The sequence below is a fragment of the Streptomyces sp. WAC05374 genome, assembly GCF_004353505.1.
Taxonomy (GTDB): domain Bacteria; phylum Actinomycetota; class Actinomycetes; order Streptomycetales; family Streptomycetaceae; genus Streptomyces.
Genome location: NZ_SMNQ01000003.1, coordinates 456724 through 472038, shown reverse-complemented (window position 1 = coordinate 472038; position 15315 = coordinate 456724). Strand labels below are relative to the sequence as shown.

Genomic DNA, 15315 nt, shown 5'->3' with positions numbered 1-15315 from the left:
TTCCGGGCCCTGATCATGCCAAACCGAAGGCGGTTGGCCCAGTCCCCCGGCCCAACCGCCTTGCAGTAATTCGATCAAAAATCAGCGCAGTTGGGGCTCAATCACCCATTCGCCCTTACGCATGACACCCACCAGGGTGAACGTGTCGTCGAGGATCACCAGATCGGCGTCCTTGCCGGGTTCGAGAGAGCCGACCCGGTCGTCCACGCCGAGCAGTTTCGCCGGGTTGGCGGAGACCGCGCGCACGATCGACTCGACGGGCAGCCCGTCGATGGTCGCGGCCCGCTTGAACGCGGTGTCGAGGGTGAGCGTGGACCCCGCGATCGAGCCGCCCTCCACCAGCCGGGCGACGCCCTCGCGGACCTCCACCTCCAGCGGGCCCAGGTGGTAGACACCGTCGCCGAAGCCCGCGGCGTCCATGGCGTCCGTGATGAACGCGACGCGCTCCGGGCCCGCGTGATGGAACGCCAGTTCCAGGGCGGCGGGGTGCAGATGGGTGCCGTCGTTGATGAGCTCGACGGTGACCCGCTCGTCCTCCAGCAGCGCGGCGATCGGGCCGGGCGCGCGGTGGCCGAGGGCGGGCATCGCGTTGTAGAGGTGCGTGGCGACGGTGGCGCCCGCGTCGATCGCCTCGACGGTCTGCTCGTACGTGGCGTCCGTGTGCCCGATCGCGGCGATGACGCCGTGCTCGGCCAGCAGGCGTACGGAGTCGATGCCGCCGGGCAGTTCGGTGGCGAGGGTGACCATCCTGGCGTGGCCGCGCGCCGCGTCGATCAGCTTGCGCACCTCGGCCGGGTCCGGGTCGCGCAGCAGCGCCTCGCTGTGGGCGCCCTTGCGGCACGGCGAGATGAACGGGCCCTCGAAGTGGATGCCCGCGATGTCGCCCTGCTCGGCGAGCTCCGAGAGCTCCCCGGCGCGGTGCGCGAGGAAGTCCATCTCGCCGGTGACGGTGGAGGCGACGATCGTGGTCGTGCCGTGCAGGCGGTGGGTGTGGACGCCCTTGAGGACCTCCCCGACCGTGCCGGAGGTGAACGAGGCGCCCCCGCCGCCGTGGTTGTGCATGTCGACGAACCCGGGCACCACCCAGTGGCCGGTCAGGTCGACGGCCGGCCCGGAGGCGTCGCCCGCCGGGGCGTGGCCCGCGCCGCCCGGCGCGGTACCGGCCGGTGCGGCGGGCCCGGCCGGGGTCACCCCGGTGATCCGGCCGCCTTCGACGATCACCCGCCCGTCGTCCACGATCCCGGTCGGCAGCACCACGCGGGCGCCGGCGAGAACCTTGCGATCGGCCATCAGGCGGATACCTCCGAACTGGCGAGTAGGTCCCAGGCGAGGAGGCCCGCGCCCAGGCATCCGGCGGTGTCCCCGAGGGCCGCCGGCACGATGGCGGGCAGCTTCTGGAACGTCACGCGCTCCTCGACGGCCGCCCGAAGGGGTGTGAACAACGTTTCCCCCGCCTCCGCGAGGCCGCCACCGATGATGAGCGTGCGCGGGTCCAGCAGGGTGAGCGCCGTGACCAGCCCGTCGGCGAGCGCGTCCACCGCCTCCCGCCACACCCCCACGGCCCGTTCGTCGCCCGACTCGACGGCCTTGGCGCAGTCCGCCGCGTCCGCCCCGGCGTCACCGCTGGCCGCCGCCCAGGCCCGCGACACGGCCGAGGCCGAGGCGAGCGTCTCCAGGCAGCCGCGCTGCCCGCAGCCGCAGGCCGGCCCGCCGGGGCGCACCACGATGTGGCCGATCTCGCCCGCGTACCCGTGCGCGCCCGCCTCGATGGCGCCGCCGATGCCGATGGCGCCCGCGATGCCGGTGCCCAGCGGCACGAAGAGGAACCGGTCGGCGCCGCGCCCGGCCCCCACCCGGCCCTCGGCCAGCCCGCCGGTGCGGACGTCGTGCCCGAGGGCGACCGGCAGGCCGCCGAGCCGCTCGCCGAGCAGGGCGCGCAGCGGGACGTCCCGCCAGCCGAGGTTGGCCGCGTACACGGCGAGGCCCCGCTCCGGGTCGACGATCCCGGGCACGGCGACACCGGCGGCGACGGCACCCGTGCCGTACCGCTCGCGGCCGTGCGCGTACAGCTCGGCGGCGAAGCCGAGGATGGACTCCACGACCGCGTCGGGGCCGCGCTCCCGGCCGGTCGGGCGGCGCGCCTCGTACAGCAGGGCCCCGTCGGTTCCGACCAGGGCGGCCTTCATCCCGGTGCCGCCCACATCGAGGGCGATGACGTGTCTCACGGGAGACAGTGTCGCTCGTGAACCCGTGAAAGGTCTAGTCCACTTCCGTGGATTGTTGCCGCTGCATACAAATGGGCTACGGGGCTACGGGGCACGAGGCCACACGCTGGGGCTACGGGGCCAGGATCACGCTGCGCGTGAGGTTGCGCGGCCGGTCCGGGTCGTACCCCTTCGCCTCGGCGACCGCCACCGCCAGCCGCTGCGCCCGGACCAGGTCCGCCATCGGGTCGGCGCCCGGGTGGGCGTGGAGCGTGCCGCCGACCCGCTCCACCTCGCCCGCCAGCCCCTCGGGCACCGCGCCGAAGACCCACGCCACCCGCCCCGGGCCGGTGATCGCGATCGGGCCGTGCCGGTACTCCATCGCCGGGTACGCCTCCGTCCAGGCCCCCGCCGCCTCCCGCATCTTCAGCGCCGCCTCCAGCGCCAGGCCGTAACCCCAGCCCCGGCCCAGGAACGTCCACTGCTCGGCGCCCCGCACCGCCTCCGGCAGCGGGTCCGCCACCGCCGCCTCCGCGTCGGCGGCCGCCTCGGCGACCGTCTTCACCCCCGCCACGCCCCGGACGTCACCCAGCGCGGCCCGCAGGAACGCCAGCGCCGTCGTCGCGAACCGGGTCTGCACGACCGACTCCTCGTCCGCCCAGTCCAGCACCGCCACCGCGTCCGCCGCGTCCATCACCGGCGTCTTCGGGTCCGCCGTCAGCGCCAGCGCGGGCACCTTCCCGCGCAGTCGCGCCAAGAGGTCCAACACCTCCGTCGTCGTACCCGACCGGGTGATCGCCACGACCCGGTCGTACGCACGCGACGACGGGAACTCCGAGGACGCGAACGCGTCCGTCTCGCCCTGTCCCGCCGCCTCCCGCAGCGCCGCGTACGCGATGGCCATGAACCACGACGTCCCGCACCCCGTCACGGCGACCCGCTCGCCCGGGCGGGGCAGCCCCTCCCCGAACGACCCCGCCGCCTCGGCGGCCCGGCGCCAGCTCGCGGGCTGGGTGGCGATCTCTGCTGCGGTACGTGACATGGGCCGTGTGCTCCTACTGCTGCGGAGAAGGTGTGTTGGCCAAGCGATACCCAGGTGGTGTAGACCTCATCCCCGCTGTGGGAAAATCACGGTTCACACAGGAATCAAAGGTGGGGAAGAGTTGTGCAGCGCCGCTACACGGGCCGCCGTACGGGACTGATCGCGGCCGTGGCCGCACTGGGCATGGCGGCAACGTTGTCAGGCTGCGGTGCCGGTGACAGCGGCGACGACGTGACCCTCAAGCTGGTCGCCGCCGACTACGGCAGCAACCAGAACAACAGCTCCCAGAAGTACTGGGACGGCGTCGCCCGCTCGTTCGAGCAGAAGCACCCCGGCATCAAGGTCGACGTCGACGTCAAGTCCTGGAAGGACGTGGACCGCGAGGTCGCCGACATGGTCAAGAACGGCCAGGCACCGGACCTCGCGCAGATCGGCGCGTACGCGGACTACGCCGCCGCCGGCCAGCTCTACCAGGTCGACGAACTCCTCCCCATCCCCACGCAGGCCAACTTCCTGCCCCTGCTCAGCCGGGCCGGCCAGGTCGACCGCGCCCAGTACGGCATGCCGTTCGCCGCCAGCACCCGGCTCCTCTTCTACAACAAGGGCCTGTTCGAGAAGGCCGGCGCCAAGCCGCCCAAGACCTGGGACGACATCCGCGCCGCCGCCGAGAAGCTCAAGGGCGAAGGCGTCCCGTACCCCTTCGCACTGCCGCTCGGCTCCGAGGAGTCCCAGGCCGAGACCATGATGTGGATGCTCGCCGGAGGCGGCGGCTACCGCGACACCAGCGACATCTCGTACGACATCAACTCCAACGCCAACGTCACCACCTTCACCTGGCTGAAGAACAACCTGGTCGGGCGCGGGCTGACCGGCCCCGTCGCCCCCGGCGAGCTCGACCGCCAGGAAGCCTTCGACGCCTTCGTCCGCGGCGACGTCGGCATGCTCAACGGCCACCCCACCCTGATGGAGGCCGCCGAGAAGGCCGGCGTCGAGGTCGGCATGGTGCCGCTGCCCAGCCCGGACGGCGAATCCAGGCCCGCGATGGGCGTGGCCGACTGGATGATGGCGTTCAAGCAGAACGAGCACCGCAAGGAGATCGGCGCGTTCCTCACCTACGTGTACGAGGACAAGAACGTGCTGGCCTTCTCCGACCAGTACGACATCCTCCCCGTCACCACCACCGCCAGCACCGCCATGCGCGCCGACGCCCGGCACAAGGACCTGTGGCCGTTCCTCGAGGAGCTGCCCACCTCCGAGCTGTACCCCGTGGGCCAGACCTCCTGGGCCAAGGTGAGCGAGAGCGTCAAGCAGAACATCGGCAAGGCCGTCGCCCCCGGAGGCGACCCGGACACCGTGCTGTCCGGCATACAGCGGGACGCCGAGGACGCCGAAGCGGCCGAGTAACTATGTTGCTCATATGACCGCCGAGCCACTCACCGACCGGGACCGGGCCGTCCTCGCCATGGAAGGGCGCTCCTGGCCCGGCCCCGGCGCCAAGGAACGCGCGATACGCGAGCAACTGGGGCTGTCGCCCACCCGCTACTACCAGCTTCTCAACGCGCTCCTCGACGACCCGAGGGCCCTCCGGCACGACCCCGTCACCGTCAACCGCCTGCGGCGCGTACGGGCGTCACGGGAGGCGCGGCGCTGAGGTGTGCGCGGGCGGGGCCCTGGATAGGTTCCGTTGCATGGGCACCCCACCGGATTCCATGCCGCACTCCTTGCCGCGCCCGGCCACGGCCGCCGGCCGCGAGGGCCTCGCAGCCTTCCTGGACCGCCCCGCGCGGGCGGTCGTCGCCCTCGACTTCGACGGCACCCTCGCCGACATCGTCGACGACCCCGAGCAGGCCCGGGCCCACCCCGGCGCCGTCCCCGCCATCGCCGCGCTCGCCCCGCGCGTCGCGTCCGTCGCGGTCATCACCGGCCGCCCGGCCGGCGTGGCCGTACGGTACGGCGGCTTCGCCGGCGTCCCCGGCCTCGAACACCTGGTGGTCCTCGGCCACTACGGTGCCGAACGGTGGGACGCCGTCACCGGCACGGTCCGGGCCGCGCCCGAGCACCCGGGCGTCGCGTCGGTCCGCGCCGAACTGCCCGGGTTCCTGGACCGGGCCGGGGCGTGGCCCGGCACCTGGATCGAGGAGAAGGGCCGCGCGGTGGCCGTCCACACCCGGCGCGCCGAGGACCCGCAGGGTGCCTTCGACGCCCTGCGGGCCCCGCTCGCCGACCTCGCCACCCGGCACGGGCTCGTCCTGGAACCCGGCCGCATGGTCCTGGAGCTGCGGCCCCCGGGCGTCGACAAGGGCGTGGCGCTCATGGACTACGTCCGGGAGACCGGCGCGGAGGTGGTCGTGTACGCGGGCGACGACCTGGGCGACCTGCCGGCGTTCGCGGCGGTGGAGAAGCTCCGGTCGGACGGGGTGCCGGGGCTGCTGGTGTGCAGCGGCAGCGACGAGGTCGCGGAGGTCGCCCAGCGCGCCGACCTCCAGGTCCCGGGCCCCCACGGCGTGGTCACCCTGCTCTCCGCCCTGGCGGCCGCGACCACCTGACGCGCCCCGTCCGCGGGTCGCCCACCCGTTGTGGGCAGACGTCCCGTCCCCGTTGTGGGCAGTCGTCCCGCTGGGGGTCCCCCCCAGGACAAAGTCCTAGGGGGGGGACGGGTGGGCACAACGGGCTGGGGCGGTGCTCATTGCTGGTCGCGTCCGGGGGCGGTGCCTGTCCGGTGGGTGGGGGCGTGGCCCCTCCGGGCTCGCCTCCTCGAGGCCGGCGGCCTCGGGTCACGGGCCTGGGCCTCTGCGGGGGCGACCCTGCACGGCCCCGCCCGGGCCGGGGGCCGTCTGCGGGTGGCGGGTGGTGCGCACGGCCCCGGCCGGCCGTCAGGGACGCAGGGCGTTCAGTTGGTCCAGGAACCAGCGCGTGGGCGGCAGCGACGTCGCCGCCGCCGCGAGGCGCTTGGTGCGTTCGGCGCGCTCGGCGGCGGGCATGGACAGCGCCTCGTGCAGCGCGTCCGCCGTGCCGACCACGTCGTACGGGTTCACCGTGATCGCGTCCTCGCGCAGCTCCTCGTGCGCGCCGGCCTCCCGGGACAGCACGAGGGCGCAGCCCGCGTCGGAGACCACCGGGACCTCCTTGGCGACGAGGTTCATGCCGTCGCGGATGGGGTTGACCAGGGCGACGTCCGCCAGGCGGTACGCGGCCAGGGAGCGGGCGAAGTCGTCCTCGACGTGGAGGATGACGGGCGTCCAGCCGTCGGCGCCGTACTCCGCGTTGATCTCGTCCGCGAGCTCGGAGACCCGCGCCGTGTACTCGCGGTAGACCGCCAGGTCCTGGCGGGAGGGGTACGCGAAGGCGAGGTGCACCACCCGTTCGCGCCACTCCGGGCGCTCGGCGAGCAGATGCCGGTAGGCGAGCAGGCCGCGCACGATGTTCTTGGACAGCTCCGTGCGGTCGACCCGCACGATCGTGCGGCGGTCGGGGCCGATCTGGTCGCGGAGCATCGCCATCCGGTCGTCCACGTCCGGGCGCCGGGAGCGCTCGCGCAGGAAGTCGGCGTCGGCGCCGAGGCCGTGCACGCCCAGCTCGGTGTGGCGGGGGCGGCCGTGCGTGGAGACCTCGACGGTCGGCGGGAGGTCCTTGGCCCAGGTGGTGCGGACGTCCATGTCCCGCAGCGAGGTCGCGCAGCAGGACTGGAACGCCTTCAGCCAGCGCCAGGTCAGGAAGCCGAGCCGGTCCGCGCCGAGCATGCCGAGGAGGAGCTCCTCGGCGATGTCGCCGGGGAGCATCGAGAAGTACTCCGGCGGCGCCCACGGGGTGTGCGAGAAGTGCCCGATCCGCAGGTCCGGGCGCAGCTCGCGGAGCATGCCGGGGACGAGGGCCAGGTGGTAGTCCTGCACCAGGACGGCCGCGCCGTCGGCGGCCTCCTCGGCGAGGGCCTGGGCGAACGCCTTGTTGTAGAGGCGGTAGGCGACCCACTGGCGGCGGAACTCGGCGTCGAAGACCGGCTCCAGCGGGGTCTGGTACAGCATGTGGTTCACGAACCACAGCACCGAGTTCGCGATGCCGTTGTACGCGTCCGCGTGCACGCGTGCGTCGATGTCCAGCATCTTCACGCCCGGCTCGGCCACGGCCCCCTGCCGCACCGCCTGCCGGTCGCCGTCGCTCAGGGCGGCGCACACCCACAGCGCGCCCGCGTCCGGCCCGATCGCGGAGAGCCCCGAGACCAGGCCGCCCCCGCCGCGCCGGGTGTCGAACGTGCCGTCCTCGCGGGGGACGTAGCTGACCGGACCGCGGTTGGAGGCGACGAGAATCTGGGCTGCCATGGAGACGAACCTAGCCCGTAGCGGAAACGCTCAAACGTGCGGCCGTCAGGCCACCCGGCGGCGCCGTGCGTACTCGGCCACCTCGATCATCGGCGGCCGCTCCTCGGTGTCGACCTCGTGCGTGCGCGGCACGAAGCCGTCGTCGCCCCGGTCGAACTGGGTCAGCCGGGGCCGCACCAGGTGCCCGCGCGACAGCCGGAGCTGGGCCGTCCGGTAGATCGCCGCCGCCATCCGGCCCAGTGCCCGCTCGTCCTGGTGCCGGTGCTTGCGCACGCCCACGTCCACCTGGGCGAGGGCGTCGAGGCCCACGGTGTGCAGGGCGTCCACGAGGAGGCCCAGCTCCACCCCGTACCCGACGGGGAAGGGCAGCCGTTCCAGGAGCGAGCGGCGGGCCGCGTACTCGCCGCCCAGCGGCTGGACGAACCCGGCGAGCTGCGGCCAGTGCAGGTTCAGCAGCGGCCGTGCCACCAGCTCGGTCACCCGCCCGCCGTGGCCGGCGACGCCCGCGAGGGGCCGGTCGTACATGGCCTTGACGAAGTGGACGGACGGGTCGGTCAGGAGCGGGCCGACGATGCCGGTGACGAAGTCGGCCGAGAAGTCGCGCAGGTCGGCGTCGACGAAGCAGACGATGTCGCCGCTGGTGGCGAGGAGGGAGCGCCACAGCACCTCGCCCTTGCCGGGCAGGGCGGGTATCCGGGGGAGTACGGCGTCCCGGTGCACCACGCGCGCACCGGCCGCGGCGGCCACCTCGGAGGTGCGGTCCGTTGAGCCCGAGTCGATCACCACGAGTTCGTCGACGAGCGGGGCGGCGGGTGACATGAGGTCGCGGCGGATGGTGGTGACGATGTCGCCGACCGTCGCCTCCTCGTTCAGCGCGGGCAGGACGACACTGACGGTCGTACCGTGCTTGGCCGCGAGCAGCCGGTCGAGCGGGCGGTCGGCCACGGACCAGGACCGCCGTTCGAGCCAGCGCTCCACCTCTTCCAGCACGTGATCTCCATCTCGCGTTTCGGACGACCATCTCAAGCGTCCGGGGGTTCGGTTACAGTCTTGAACAACGCGGATGACCATCGCATGTCGGGTCCCCCGCGCGGACAATCACATACCGCTCATCCAGAGGGGCAGAGGGACACGGCCCGTTGAAGCCCCGGCAACCCTCCAGCCGGCACTCGCAGATCTCGCGCGAGGCCCCGGCTAGGGAAGGTGCCAAATCCGTCTCATGGCGAAGTGCGCCATGAGGAAGATGAGGAGAAAGGGCCTCGCCTCCATGGCTGTACAGACTGTCGCCACCGCCAAGAACGTCGATCTCGGGCCTGCTGCCGCCCTCTCCTGCCGCGAATGCGGCGAGCGCTTCGACCTCGGTCCCATTTTCGCCTGTGAGCTGTGTTTCGGGCCCCTGGAGATCGCGTACGACCTGCCGACGGGCGATCCCGAGGGGCTGCGCAAGCGGATCGAGGCCGGTCCCGCGAACATCTGGCGGTACGCGCCGCTGCTCCCCGTCCCGGCGGACGTGACGGAGAAGCCGAACCTGAACCCGGGCTGGACCAAGCTCGTCCAGGCCGACAACCTGGGCCGTGAGCTGGGCGTCGAGCCGGGCAAGCTGTTCGTCAAGGACGACTCCGGCAACCCGACGCACTCGTTCAAGGACCGGGTCGTCGCCCAGGCCCTGGAGGCCGCCCGCGCCTTCGGCTTCACCACCCTGTCCTGCTCCTCGACGGGCAACCTGGCGGGTGCGGTGGGCGCCGCGGCGGCGCGGGCCGGTTTCCGCTCGTGCGTGTTCATCCCGCACGACCTGGAGCAGGGCAAGGTCGTCATGGCCGCGGTCTACGGCGGTGACCTCGTCGGCATCGAGGGCACCTACGACGACGTGAACCGTTTCTGCTCGGAGCTGATCGGCGACCCGCTGGGCGAGGGCTGGGGCTTCGTCAACGTCAACCTGCGGCCGTACTACGCCGAGGGCTCCAAGACGCTGGCGTACGAGATCTGCGAGCAGCTCGGCTGGAAGCTGCCCGATCAGCTCGTCATCCCGATCGCGTCCGGCTCGCAGCTCACGAAGATCGACAAGGGGCTTCAGGAGCTGATCAAGCTGGGCCTGGTCGAGGACAAGCCGTACAAGATCTTCGGCGCCCAGGCGGAGGGCTGCTCGCCGGTGTCGGCGGCCTTCAAGGCCGGTCACGACGTCGTACGGCCGCAGAAGCCGAACACCATCGCCAAGTCGCTGGCGATCGGCAACCCGGCCGACGGCCCCTACGTCCTGGACATCGCGCGCCGGACGGGCGGCGCGGTGGAGGACGTCGACGACGAGCAGGTCGTCGAGGCGATCAAGCTGCTGGCCCGGACGGAGGGCATCTTCGCCGAGACGGCGGGCGGGGTGACCGTGGGCGTGACGAAGAAGCTGATCGAGGCGGGTGTCCTGGACCCCTCGCTGACCACGGTCGTGCTCAACACGGGTGACGGCCTGAAGACCCTCGACGCGGTGGCCCCGACGACGGGCCCGACCGCGACGATCCGCCCGAGCCTGGACGCGTTCCGCGACGCCGGCCTGGCCTGACCCGACCCCGAAAGGCACCACGACATGAGCGTCAACGTCCGCATCCCCACCATCCTCCGCACCTACACGGGCGGTCAGGCCGAGGTCTCGGCGGAGGGCGCGACCCTCTCCGAGGTCATCGCGTCGCTGGAGAAGAACCACCCGGGGATCGCCGCCCGCGTCCTGGACGACCAGGGCAAGCTCCGCCGCTTCGTGAACGTGTACGTCAACGACGACGACGTCCGCTTCGAGCAGGGCCTGGAGACCGCCACCCCGAACGGCGCCGGCGTGTCCATCATCCCGGCCGTCGCGGGCGGCTGTTGACGTACGCAGCGTCACCGCCATTGCCCCCTCCGCGAGAGAAGCGGAGGGGGCAATTCTGCATGGTTGAGCGCGGTAGAGTTGGGGAAGTCCCCGCCGCTGCCTGTGCCGCCCGCATATGAGAATGGGGCGAGGCGGCGACAAGATGCAGTCAATGTGAGCTCGAGAGTTGCGCCATTTGCGCACTTTGCCGGGCCCGACTTGCCCGGGATTCTGGCCAATTCAGCCATATTTTCCGTTCACGCGTGCTCGGAATTCTCGTCCGATTGACCTGTTGCAGACGGCAGTTGGGCAGATACATTCAGCGGCGGTCGACGCGTTCCGGCGCACGCCCGCACCTGTCAGCGGGTGAGGTCTGACCCGGGTCCGCGAAGTGCGGTCCTGTGCAAGGGCCAGTAATAGGGGAGTTAGGCATGGCTCAGGGCACCGTCAAGTGGTTCAACGCGGAGAAGGGGTACGGCTTCATCGCGGTCGACGGTGGTGCGGATGTTTTCGTCCACTACAGCGCGATCCAGATGGACGGGTACCGCACCCTTGAAGAAGGTCAGCGAGTCGAGTTCGAGATCTCGCAGGGCCAGAAGGGTCCGCAGGCGGACATGGTCAAGCTCGCCGCCGGCTGAGAGCCGCGTCGCGATCGACCGACCATCGACTGTCGACATCACGAGCGCCGAGGGGTCCGCGTCCCAGGGGGATGCGGGCCCCTCCCGCATGTCCGGACCCGTGCCCTGTATGCGAGAGGCGCTTGCACTCGCAGGGGTCGAGTGCTAATCATTGGCGTTAGCACTCTGAAGGTGAGAGTGACAACGAAGGACCGGGTCGGTGAGGTCCGCAGGCCGGTGGGGCAAGGAACCACAGGGGCATGCAGGCCGTCCGTCGCGGGCGCCAGCGCGGTCCGGAGCATCCACCCCAGTCCGGGAGGACCACTTCACATGGCCAAGATCATCGCGTTCGACGAGGAGGCACGGCGCGGCCTCGAGCGCGGCATGAACCAGCTCGCCGACGCCGTCAAGGTGACCCTGGGCCCCAAGGGTCGCAACGTCGTCCTCGAGAAGAAGTGGGGCGCCCCCACGATCACCAACGATGGTGTCTCCATCGCCAAGGAGATCGAGCTCGAGGACCCGTACGAGAAGATCGGCGCCGAGCTGGTCAAGGAGGTCGCCAAGAAGACGGACGACGTCGCCGGTGACGGTACGACCACCGCGACCGTCCTCGCCCAGGCGCTCGTCCGCGAGGGTCTGCGCAACGTCGCCGCGGGTGCCAACCCGATGGCGCTGAAGCGCGGCATCGAGACCGCCGTCGAGGCCGTCTCCGGCGCGCTGCTCGAGCAGGCGAAGGATGTCGAGACCAAGGAGCAGATCGCTTCCACGGCCTCCATCTCCGCCGCCGACACCCAGATCGGTGAGCTCATCGCCGAGGCCATGGACAAGGTCGGCAAGGAAGGCGTCATCACCGTCGAGGAGTCCCAGACCTTCGGTCTGGAGCTGGAGCTCACCGAGGGTATGCGCTTCGACAAGGGCTACATCTCGGCGTACTTCGCCACCGACATGGAGCGTATGGAGGCGTCGCTCGACGACCCGTACATCCTGATCGTCAACTCGAAGATCTCCGCGGTGAAGGACCTGCTCCCGCTGCTGGAGAAGGTCATGCAGTCCGGCAAGCCGCTGCTGATCATCGCCGAGGACGTCGAGGGCGAGGCCCTGTCGACCCTGGTCGTCAACAAGATCCGCGGCACCTTCAAGTCCGTCGCCGTCAAGGCCCCGGGCTTCGGCGACCGCCGCAAGGCCATGCTGAACGACATCGCCATCCTCACCGGTGGCCAGGTCATCTCCGAGGAGGTCGGCCTCAAGCTCGAGAACGCCGGCCTGGACCTGCTGGGCCGCGCCCGCAAGGTCGTCATCACCAAGGACGAGACCACGATCGTCGACGGTGCCGGTGACAGCGACCAGGTCGCGGGCCGCGTCAACCAGATCCGTGCCGAGATCGAGAACTCCGACTCGGACTACGACCGCGAGAAGCTCCAGGAGCGTCTGGCGAAGCTGGCCGGCGGCGTGGCCGTCATCAAGGCCGGTGCCGCCACCGAGGTCGAGCTCAAGGAGCGCAAGCACCGCATCGAGGACGCGGTGCGCAACGCCAAGGCCGCCGTCGAGGAGGGCATCGTCGCCGGTGGTGGCGTGGCCCTGCTCCAGGCCTCCTCGGTCTTCGAGAAGCTCGAGCTGGACGGTGACGAGGCGACCGGCGCCAACATCGTCAAGCTGGCGCTCGAGGCCCCGCTGAAGCAGATCGCCGTCAACGGTGGTCTCGAGGGCGGCGTCATCGTCGAGAAGGTGCGCAACCTGCCCGTCGGCCACGGCCTGAACGCCGCGACCGGTGAGTACGTCGACATGATCGCCGAGGGCATCATCGACCCCGCCAAGGTGACGCGCTCCGCGCTGCAGAACGCGTCCTCCATCGCGGCGCTGTTCCTCACCACCGAGGCCGTCATCGCCGACAAGCCGGAGAAGGCCGCGGCCGGTGCTCCGGGCGGCATGCCGGGCGGTGACATGGACTTCTGATCCTCGCGGATCGGACACGTCCTTCCGTTCCGAGGGCGGTACCCCTTCTCCCAGGGGGGTGCCGCCCTCGGGCGTTCCCGGACCCCGTCGACCCGATCCGTGCCTACGCGGTCACGCGGTCACGCGGTCCAGCAGTGCGTCGAGTCCGGCGGACAGCTCGGCGAGGCCGCCCTGTCCGGCGAGGGACACGGCACCCGCCCGCAGCCGGGGGAAGTCCTGGGCGGGCAGGCGGTGCAGGCCCAGGCGGAACGCCGGATCGGGCTCCTCGGGCGCGTCGACCATGGCCCGCAGGTCCACCAGCAGGTACCCGAGCAGCCAGGCCGTGACGGCGCGGTGCGCGGCCGCCGCGGCCGGCCCGTCGAGGCCCCCCTCGTGCAGCAGCCGCAGAATCCGCTCGTCCACGCGCAGCACCGCGGCGGGCCGGCGGGCCAGGGGCACGCTCAGCATCCGGGTCGCGAGCAGCGGCACCACCTCGGGATGGCGCAGTCCGACGGCGTAGGTGGCGTGGGCGAGCCGCTGGAGGCCGGCACGCCAGGCCGGGCCCGGGTACGGCAGGGTCTCCGCCACGGGGAGCAGGCGCTCCTCCACCTCCTGGTGCAGGGCCTCCACCAGGCCGTCGAGCAGGGCGCCCTTGCCCGGCAGGTACCGGTACAGCGACATCGCCTCCACGCCCAGTTCGGAGCCGAGGCGCCGCATGCTCAGGGCGGACAGCCCCTCGGCGTCGACCACGCCGAGGGCGACGGTCAGGACGCGCTCCCGCGTCAGCCTCCCGTAACGGCCCTTGTCGCTCGCGCGTCGCCCCGTCGCGTCCCCAGCAGGCACCGTGCTCACCGCTTCCGTTCCGTGGTCGGCCCCCGGACAGGTATGCCCGGTACGCCGGGGAGGTCTGTACGCCGCACGTGTACGCCGTAAATGACCCGCGTATCCGTTCCCTGTACGCGTACGCGCGAGTAGGGCTTGACGAGACGACAGGACAAGTCGGACACTATACGCATACGGCGTAAACATACATCGGTGGGTCAGTCCGCATCTGGCACCTTCGGTGAGCGGACGGCCCCGCGGGCGCCCTCAGAGCGCGCCCCCTCTCTCTGCACCGCCTTCACGGAAACCCGGCACCGTCATGTATGGCTCACTCGCGCACACCGGCATCTCCTGGCCCCTCTACGCCATCGTCGGCATCATCGCCGCCGTCACCGGCAAGCTGCTGTACTGGTTCAGGGGCAAGTGATGGGCCCCACGGCCACCGTCACGCCCAAGGACCTCACGGCGGCCCCCGAACACCGGCCCCCGGCGGACCGCCTGTCCGTCACCGCCCTGGTCCCGGCGCACAACGAGGAGGAGGGACTCGGCGACACGCTGGAGTCCCTCCTCCGGCAGACCGACCCGTTCGACGAGATCATCGTCGTCGACGACTGCTCCACCGACCGCACCGGTGACGTCGCCCGCTCCTACGGGGTCACCGTCGTCAGGCCCGAGCGCAACCGGGGCAGCAAGGCGAAGGCCCAGAACTACGGGCTTCCGCACGTGCGCACCGACCTCGTCCTGCCCGTGGACGCCGACACCCTCCTCGCCCCCGACTACGTCGAGCTGGTCAAGGAGCCCTTCCACAACGAGGACGTGGCGGTCGCCGCCGGCTGCGTCCAGACCCGGTTCGACCAGACCGCGACCGAGCGGGGCCGCTGCATCGAGTACCTCTTCGGCTTCCACTTCCAGCGCCCGATCCAGAACGCCGCCAACAGCCCGGTCGTCTGCTCCGGCTGCTGCTCCGCCTTCCGCACCGACGAGCTCCGCCGCTTCGGGGGCTTCCCCGAGCGCACCATCGTCGAGGACATGGACTACACCTGGAGCAAGCAGGTCGAGGGGCGCCGCGCGGTCTACGTCGGTGACGCCGTCGCCTGGGCCGCCGACCCCTCCGACATCACCTACCTGCGCAAGCAGGTGTGGCGCTGGATGGCCGGCTTCTTCCAGAACGTGCGCCTCCACAGCAAGGAGATGGCCCTCCACAAGCCGCTGCTGATGCTGTGGGTGCTCGTCGCCTGCTGGGACATCGTCACCGCACCGCTCTGGTACGTGATGCCCTTCTTCCTGATCTTCGTCCTCCACCAGGACGTCGGAACGACGCTCATGTGGTGGCTGGGCTTCGAGATGGTGCTGATGTGGCTGCCGCTGATCTACGCGATAAGACGGCGCCACCTGTCCTGGCTGCGCATCCTGTGCAACTTCCCGTTCGTGTACATGAACAAGATGGTGAACGTCTTCTACGCCTGGAAGGCCCTGCTGGTGGAGCTGATCGGCGTCCCGCTGGGGCTCACGCGGGGCCTGGTCACCTACGAGAAGGGGCGCGCCTGAG

At 71.3% G+C, this 15315-nt stretch carries 15 protein-coding genes and 1 riboswitch; of the genes, 9 read left to right on the top strand and 6 right to left on the bottom strand.

The genetic code is table 11. The features are described from left to right. Positions 1-81 precede the first annotated feature (81 nt). The 3 genes from nagA to E2B92_RS09780 form a co-directional block, all read right to left on the bottom strand. On the bottom strand, positions 82-1290 hold the full coding sequence (gene nagA / locus E2B92_RS09790; RefSeq protein ID WP_126887527.1) for an N-acetylglucosamine-6-phosphate deacetylase: 1209 nt from the start codon (positions 1288-1290) through the stop codon (positions 82-84). Then, positions 1290-2225, bottom strand: a complete 936-nt coding sequence (locus E2B92_RS09785) for an ROK family protein (RefSeq protein ID WP_126887526.1) — start codon at positions 2223-2225, stop codon at positions 1290-1292. The genes nagA and E2B92_RS09785 overlap by 1 nt, the downstream gene beginning before the upstream one ends. A gap of 112 nt (positions 2226-2337) precedes the next feature. Beyond that, positions 2338-3246, bottom strand: coding sequence for an SIS domain-containing protein (locus E2B92_RS09780; protein WP_126887525.1), 909 nt, complete (start codon positions 3244-3246; stop codon positions 2338-2340). A 123-nt stretch (positions 3247-3369) separates the two neighbouring features. On the opposite strand from E2B92_RS09780, the gene E2B92_RS09775 reads away from it, so the two are divergent. Genes E2B92_RS09775 through otsB form a run of 3 tightly spaced genes read left to right on the top strand, consistent with a single transcriptional unit; the run spans position 3370 to position 5792 of the window. After that, entirely contained in the window at positions 3370-4650 is a 1281-nt protein-coding gene (locus E2B92_RS09775) for an extracellular solute-binding protein (RefSeq protein ID WP_399432131.1), read from the top strand. A 13-nt stretch (positions 4651-4663) separates the two neighbouring features. Beyond that, complete coding sequence (locus E2B92_RS09770) at positions 4664-4897, top strand: DUF3263 domain-containing protein (RefSeq protein ID WP_126887524.1); 234 nt, start codon at positions 4664-4666, stop codon at positions 4895-4897. Between the two features lie 37 nt (positions 4898-4934). After that, positions 4935-5792 (top strand): trehalose-phosphatase, encoded by an 858-nt coding sequence (otsB, locus tag E2B92_RS09765; protein WP_126887523.1) that lies wholly within the window; start codon positions 4935-4937, stop codon positions 5790-5792. A 327-nt stretch (positions 5793-6119) separates the two neighbouring features. On the opposite strand, the gene E2B92_RS09760 is transcribed toward otsB, so the two are convergent. Then, on the bottom strand, positions 6120-7562 hold the full coding sequence (locus E2B92_RS09760) for an alpha,alpha-trehalose-phosphate synthase (UDP-forming) (protein ID WP_126887312.1): 1443 nt from the start codon (positions 7560-7562) through the stop codon (positions 6120-6122). A gap of 45 nt (positions 7563-7607) precedes the next feature. After that, complete coding sequence (locus E2B92_RS09755) at positions 7608-8552, bottom strand: glucosyl-3-phosphoglycerate synthase (protein WP_126887311.1); 945 nt, start codon at positions 8550-8552, stop codon at positions 7608-7610. A gap of 116 nt (positions 8553-8668) precedes the next feature. Further along, a riboswitch (SAM riboswitch) is annotated at positions 8669-8812 on the top strand. Between E2B92_RS09755 and thrC the strand changes: the two genes are divergently transcribed. The 4 genes from thrC to groL all read left to right on the top strand — a co-directional run bounded on the left by thrC (position 8806) and on the right by groL (position 12965). Next, entirely contained in the window at positions 8806-10113 is a 1308-nt protein-coding gene (gene thrC / locus E2B92_RS09750) for a threonine synthase (protein ID WP_126887310.1), read from the top strand. It overlaps the preceding riboswitch by 7 nt. A 24-nt stretch (positions 10114-10137) precedes the next feature. Next, positions 10138-10416: a ubiquitin-like small modifier protein 1 gene (locus E2B92_RS09745; protein ID WP_126887309.1), complete on the top strand. Its 279-nt coding sequence runs from the start codon at positions 10138-10140 to the stop codon at positions 10414-10416. 410 nt (positions 10417-10826) lie between these two features. Further along, complete coding sequence (locus tag E2B92_RS09740) at positions 10827-11033, top strand: cold-shock protein (RefSeq protein WP_008743607.1); 207 nt, start codon at positions 10827-10829, stop codon at positions 11031-11033. 309 nt (positions 11034-11342) lie between these two features. Further along, positions 11343-12965 carry a chaperonin GroEL gene (gene groL, locus E2B92_RS09735; protein ID WP_126887308.1) on the top strand — a complete coding sequence of 541 codons (1623 nt, stop codon included), beginning with the start codon at positions 11343-11345 and terminating at the stop codon, positions 12963-12965. Positions 12966-13076: 111 nt separating this feature from the next. On the opposite strand, the gene E2B92_RS09730 is transcribed toward groL, so the two are convergent. Then, positions 13077-13796, bottom strand: coding sequence for a TetR/AcrR family transcriptional regulator (locus E2B92_RS09730; protein WP_399432061.1), 720 nt, complete (start codon positions 13794-13796; stop codon positions 13077-13079). A 289-nt stretch (positions 13797-14085) separates the two neighbouring features. On the opposite strand from E2B92_RS09730, the gene E2B92_RS09725 reads away from it, so the two are divergent. Together E2B92_RS09725 and E2B92_RS09720 are read left to right on the top strand one after the other, a co-directional pair. After that, entirely contained in the window at positions 14086-14193 is a 108-nt protein-coding gene (locus E2B92_RS09725) for an LPXTG cell wall anchor domain-containing protein (protein WP_126887306.1), read from the top strand. Further along, a complete protein-coding gene (locus E2B92_RS09720) occupies positions 14193-15314 on the top strand; it encodes a glycosyltransferase family 2 protein (protein ID WP_126887305.1) in 1122 nt (373 codons plus the stop codon). The genes E2B92_RS09725 and E2B92_RS09720 overlap by 1 nt, the downstream gene beginning before the upstream one ends. Position 15315: the final 1 nt, after the last annotated feature.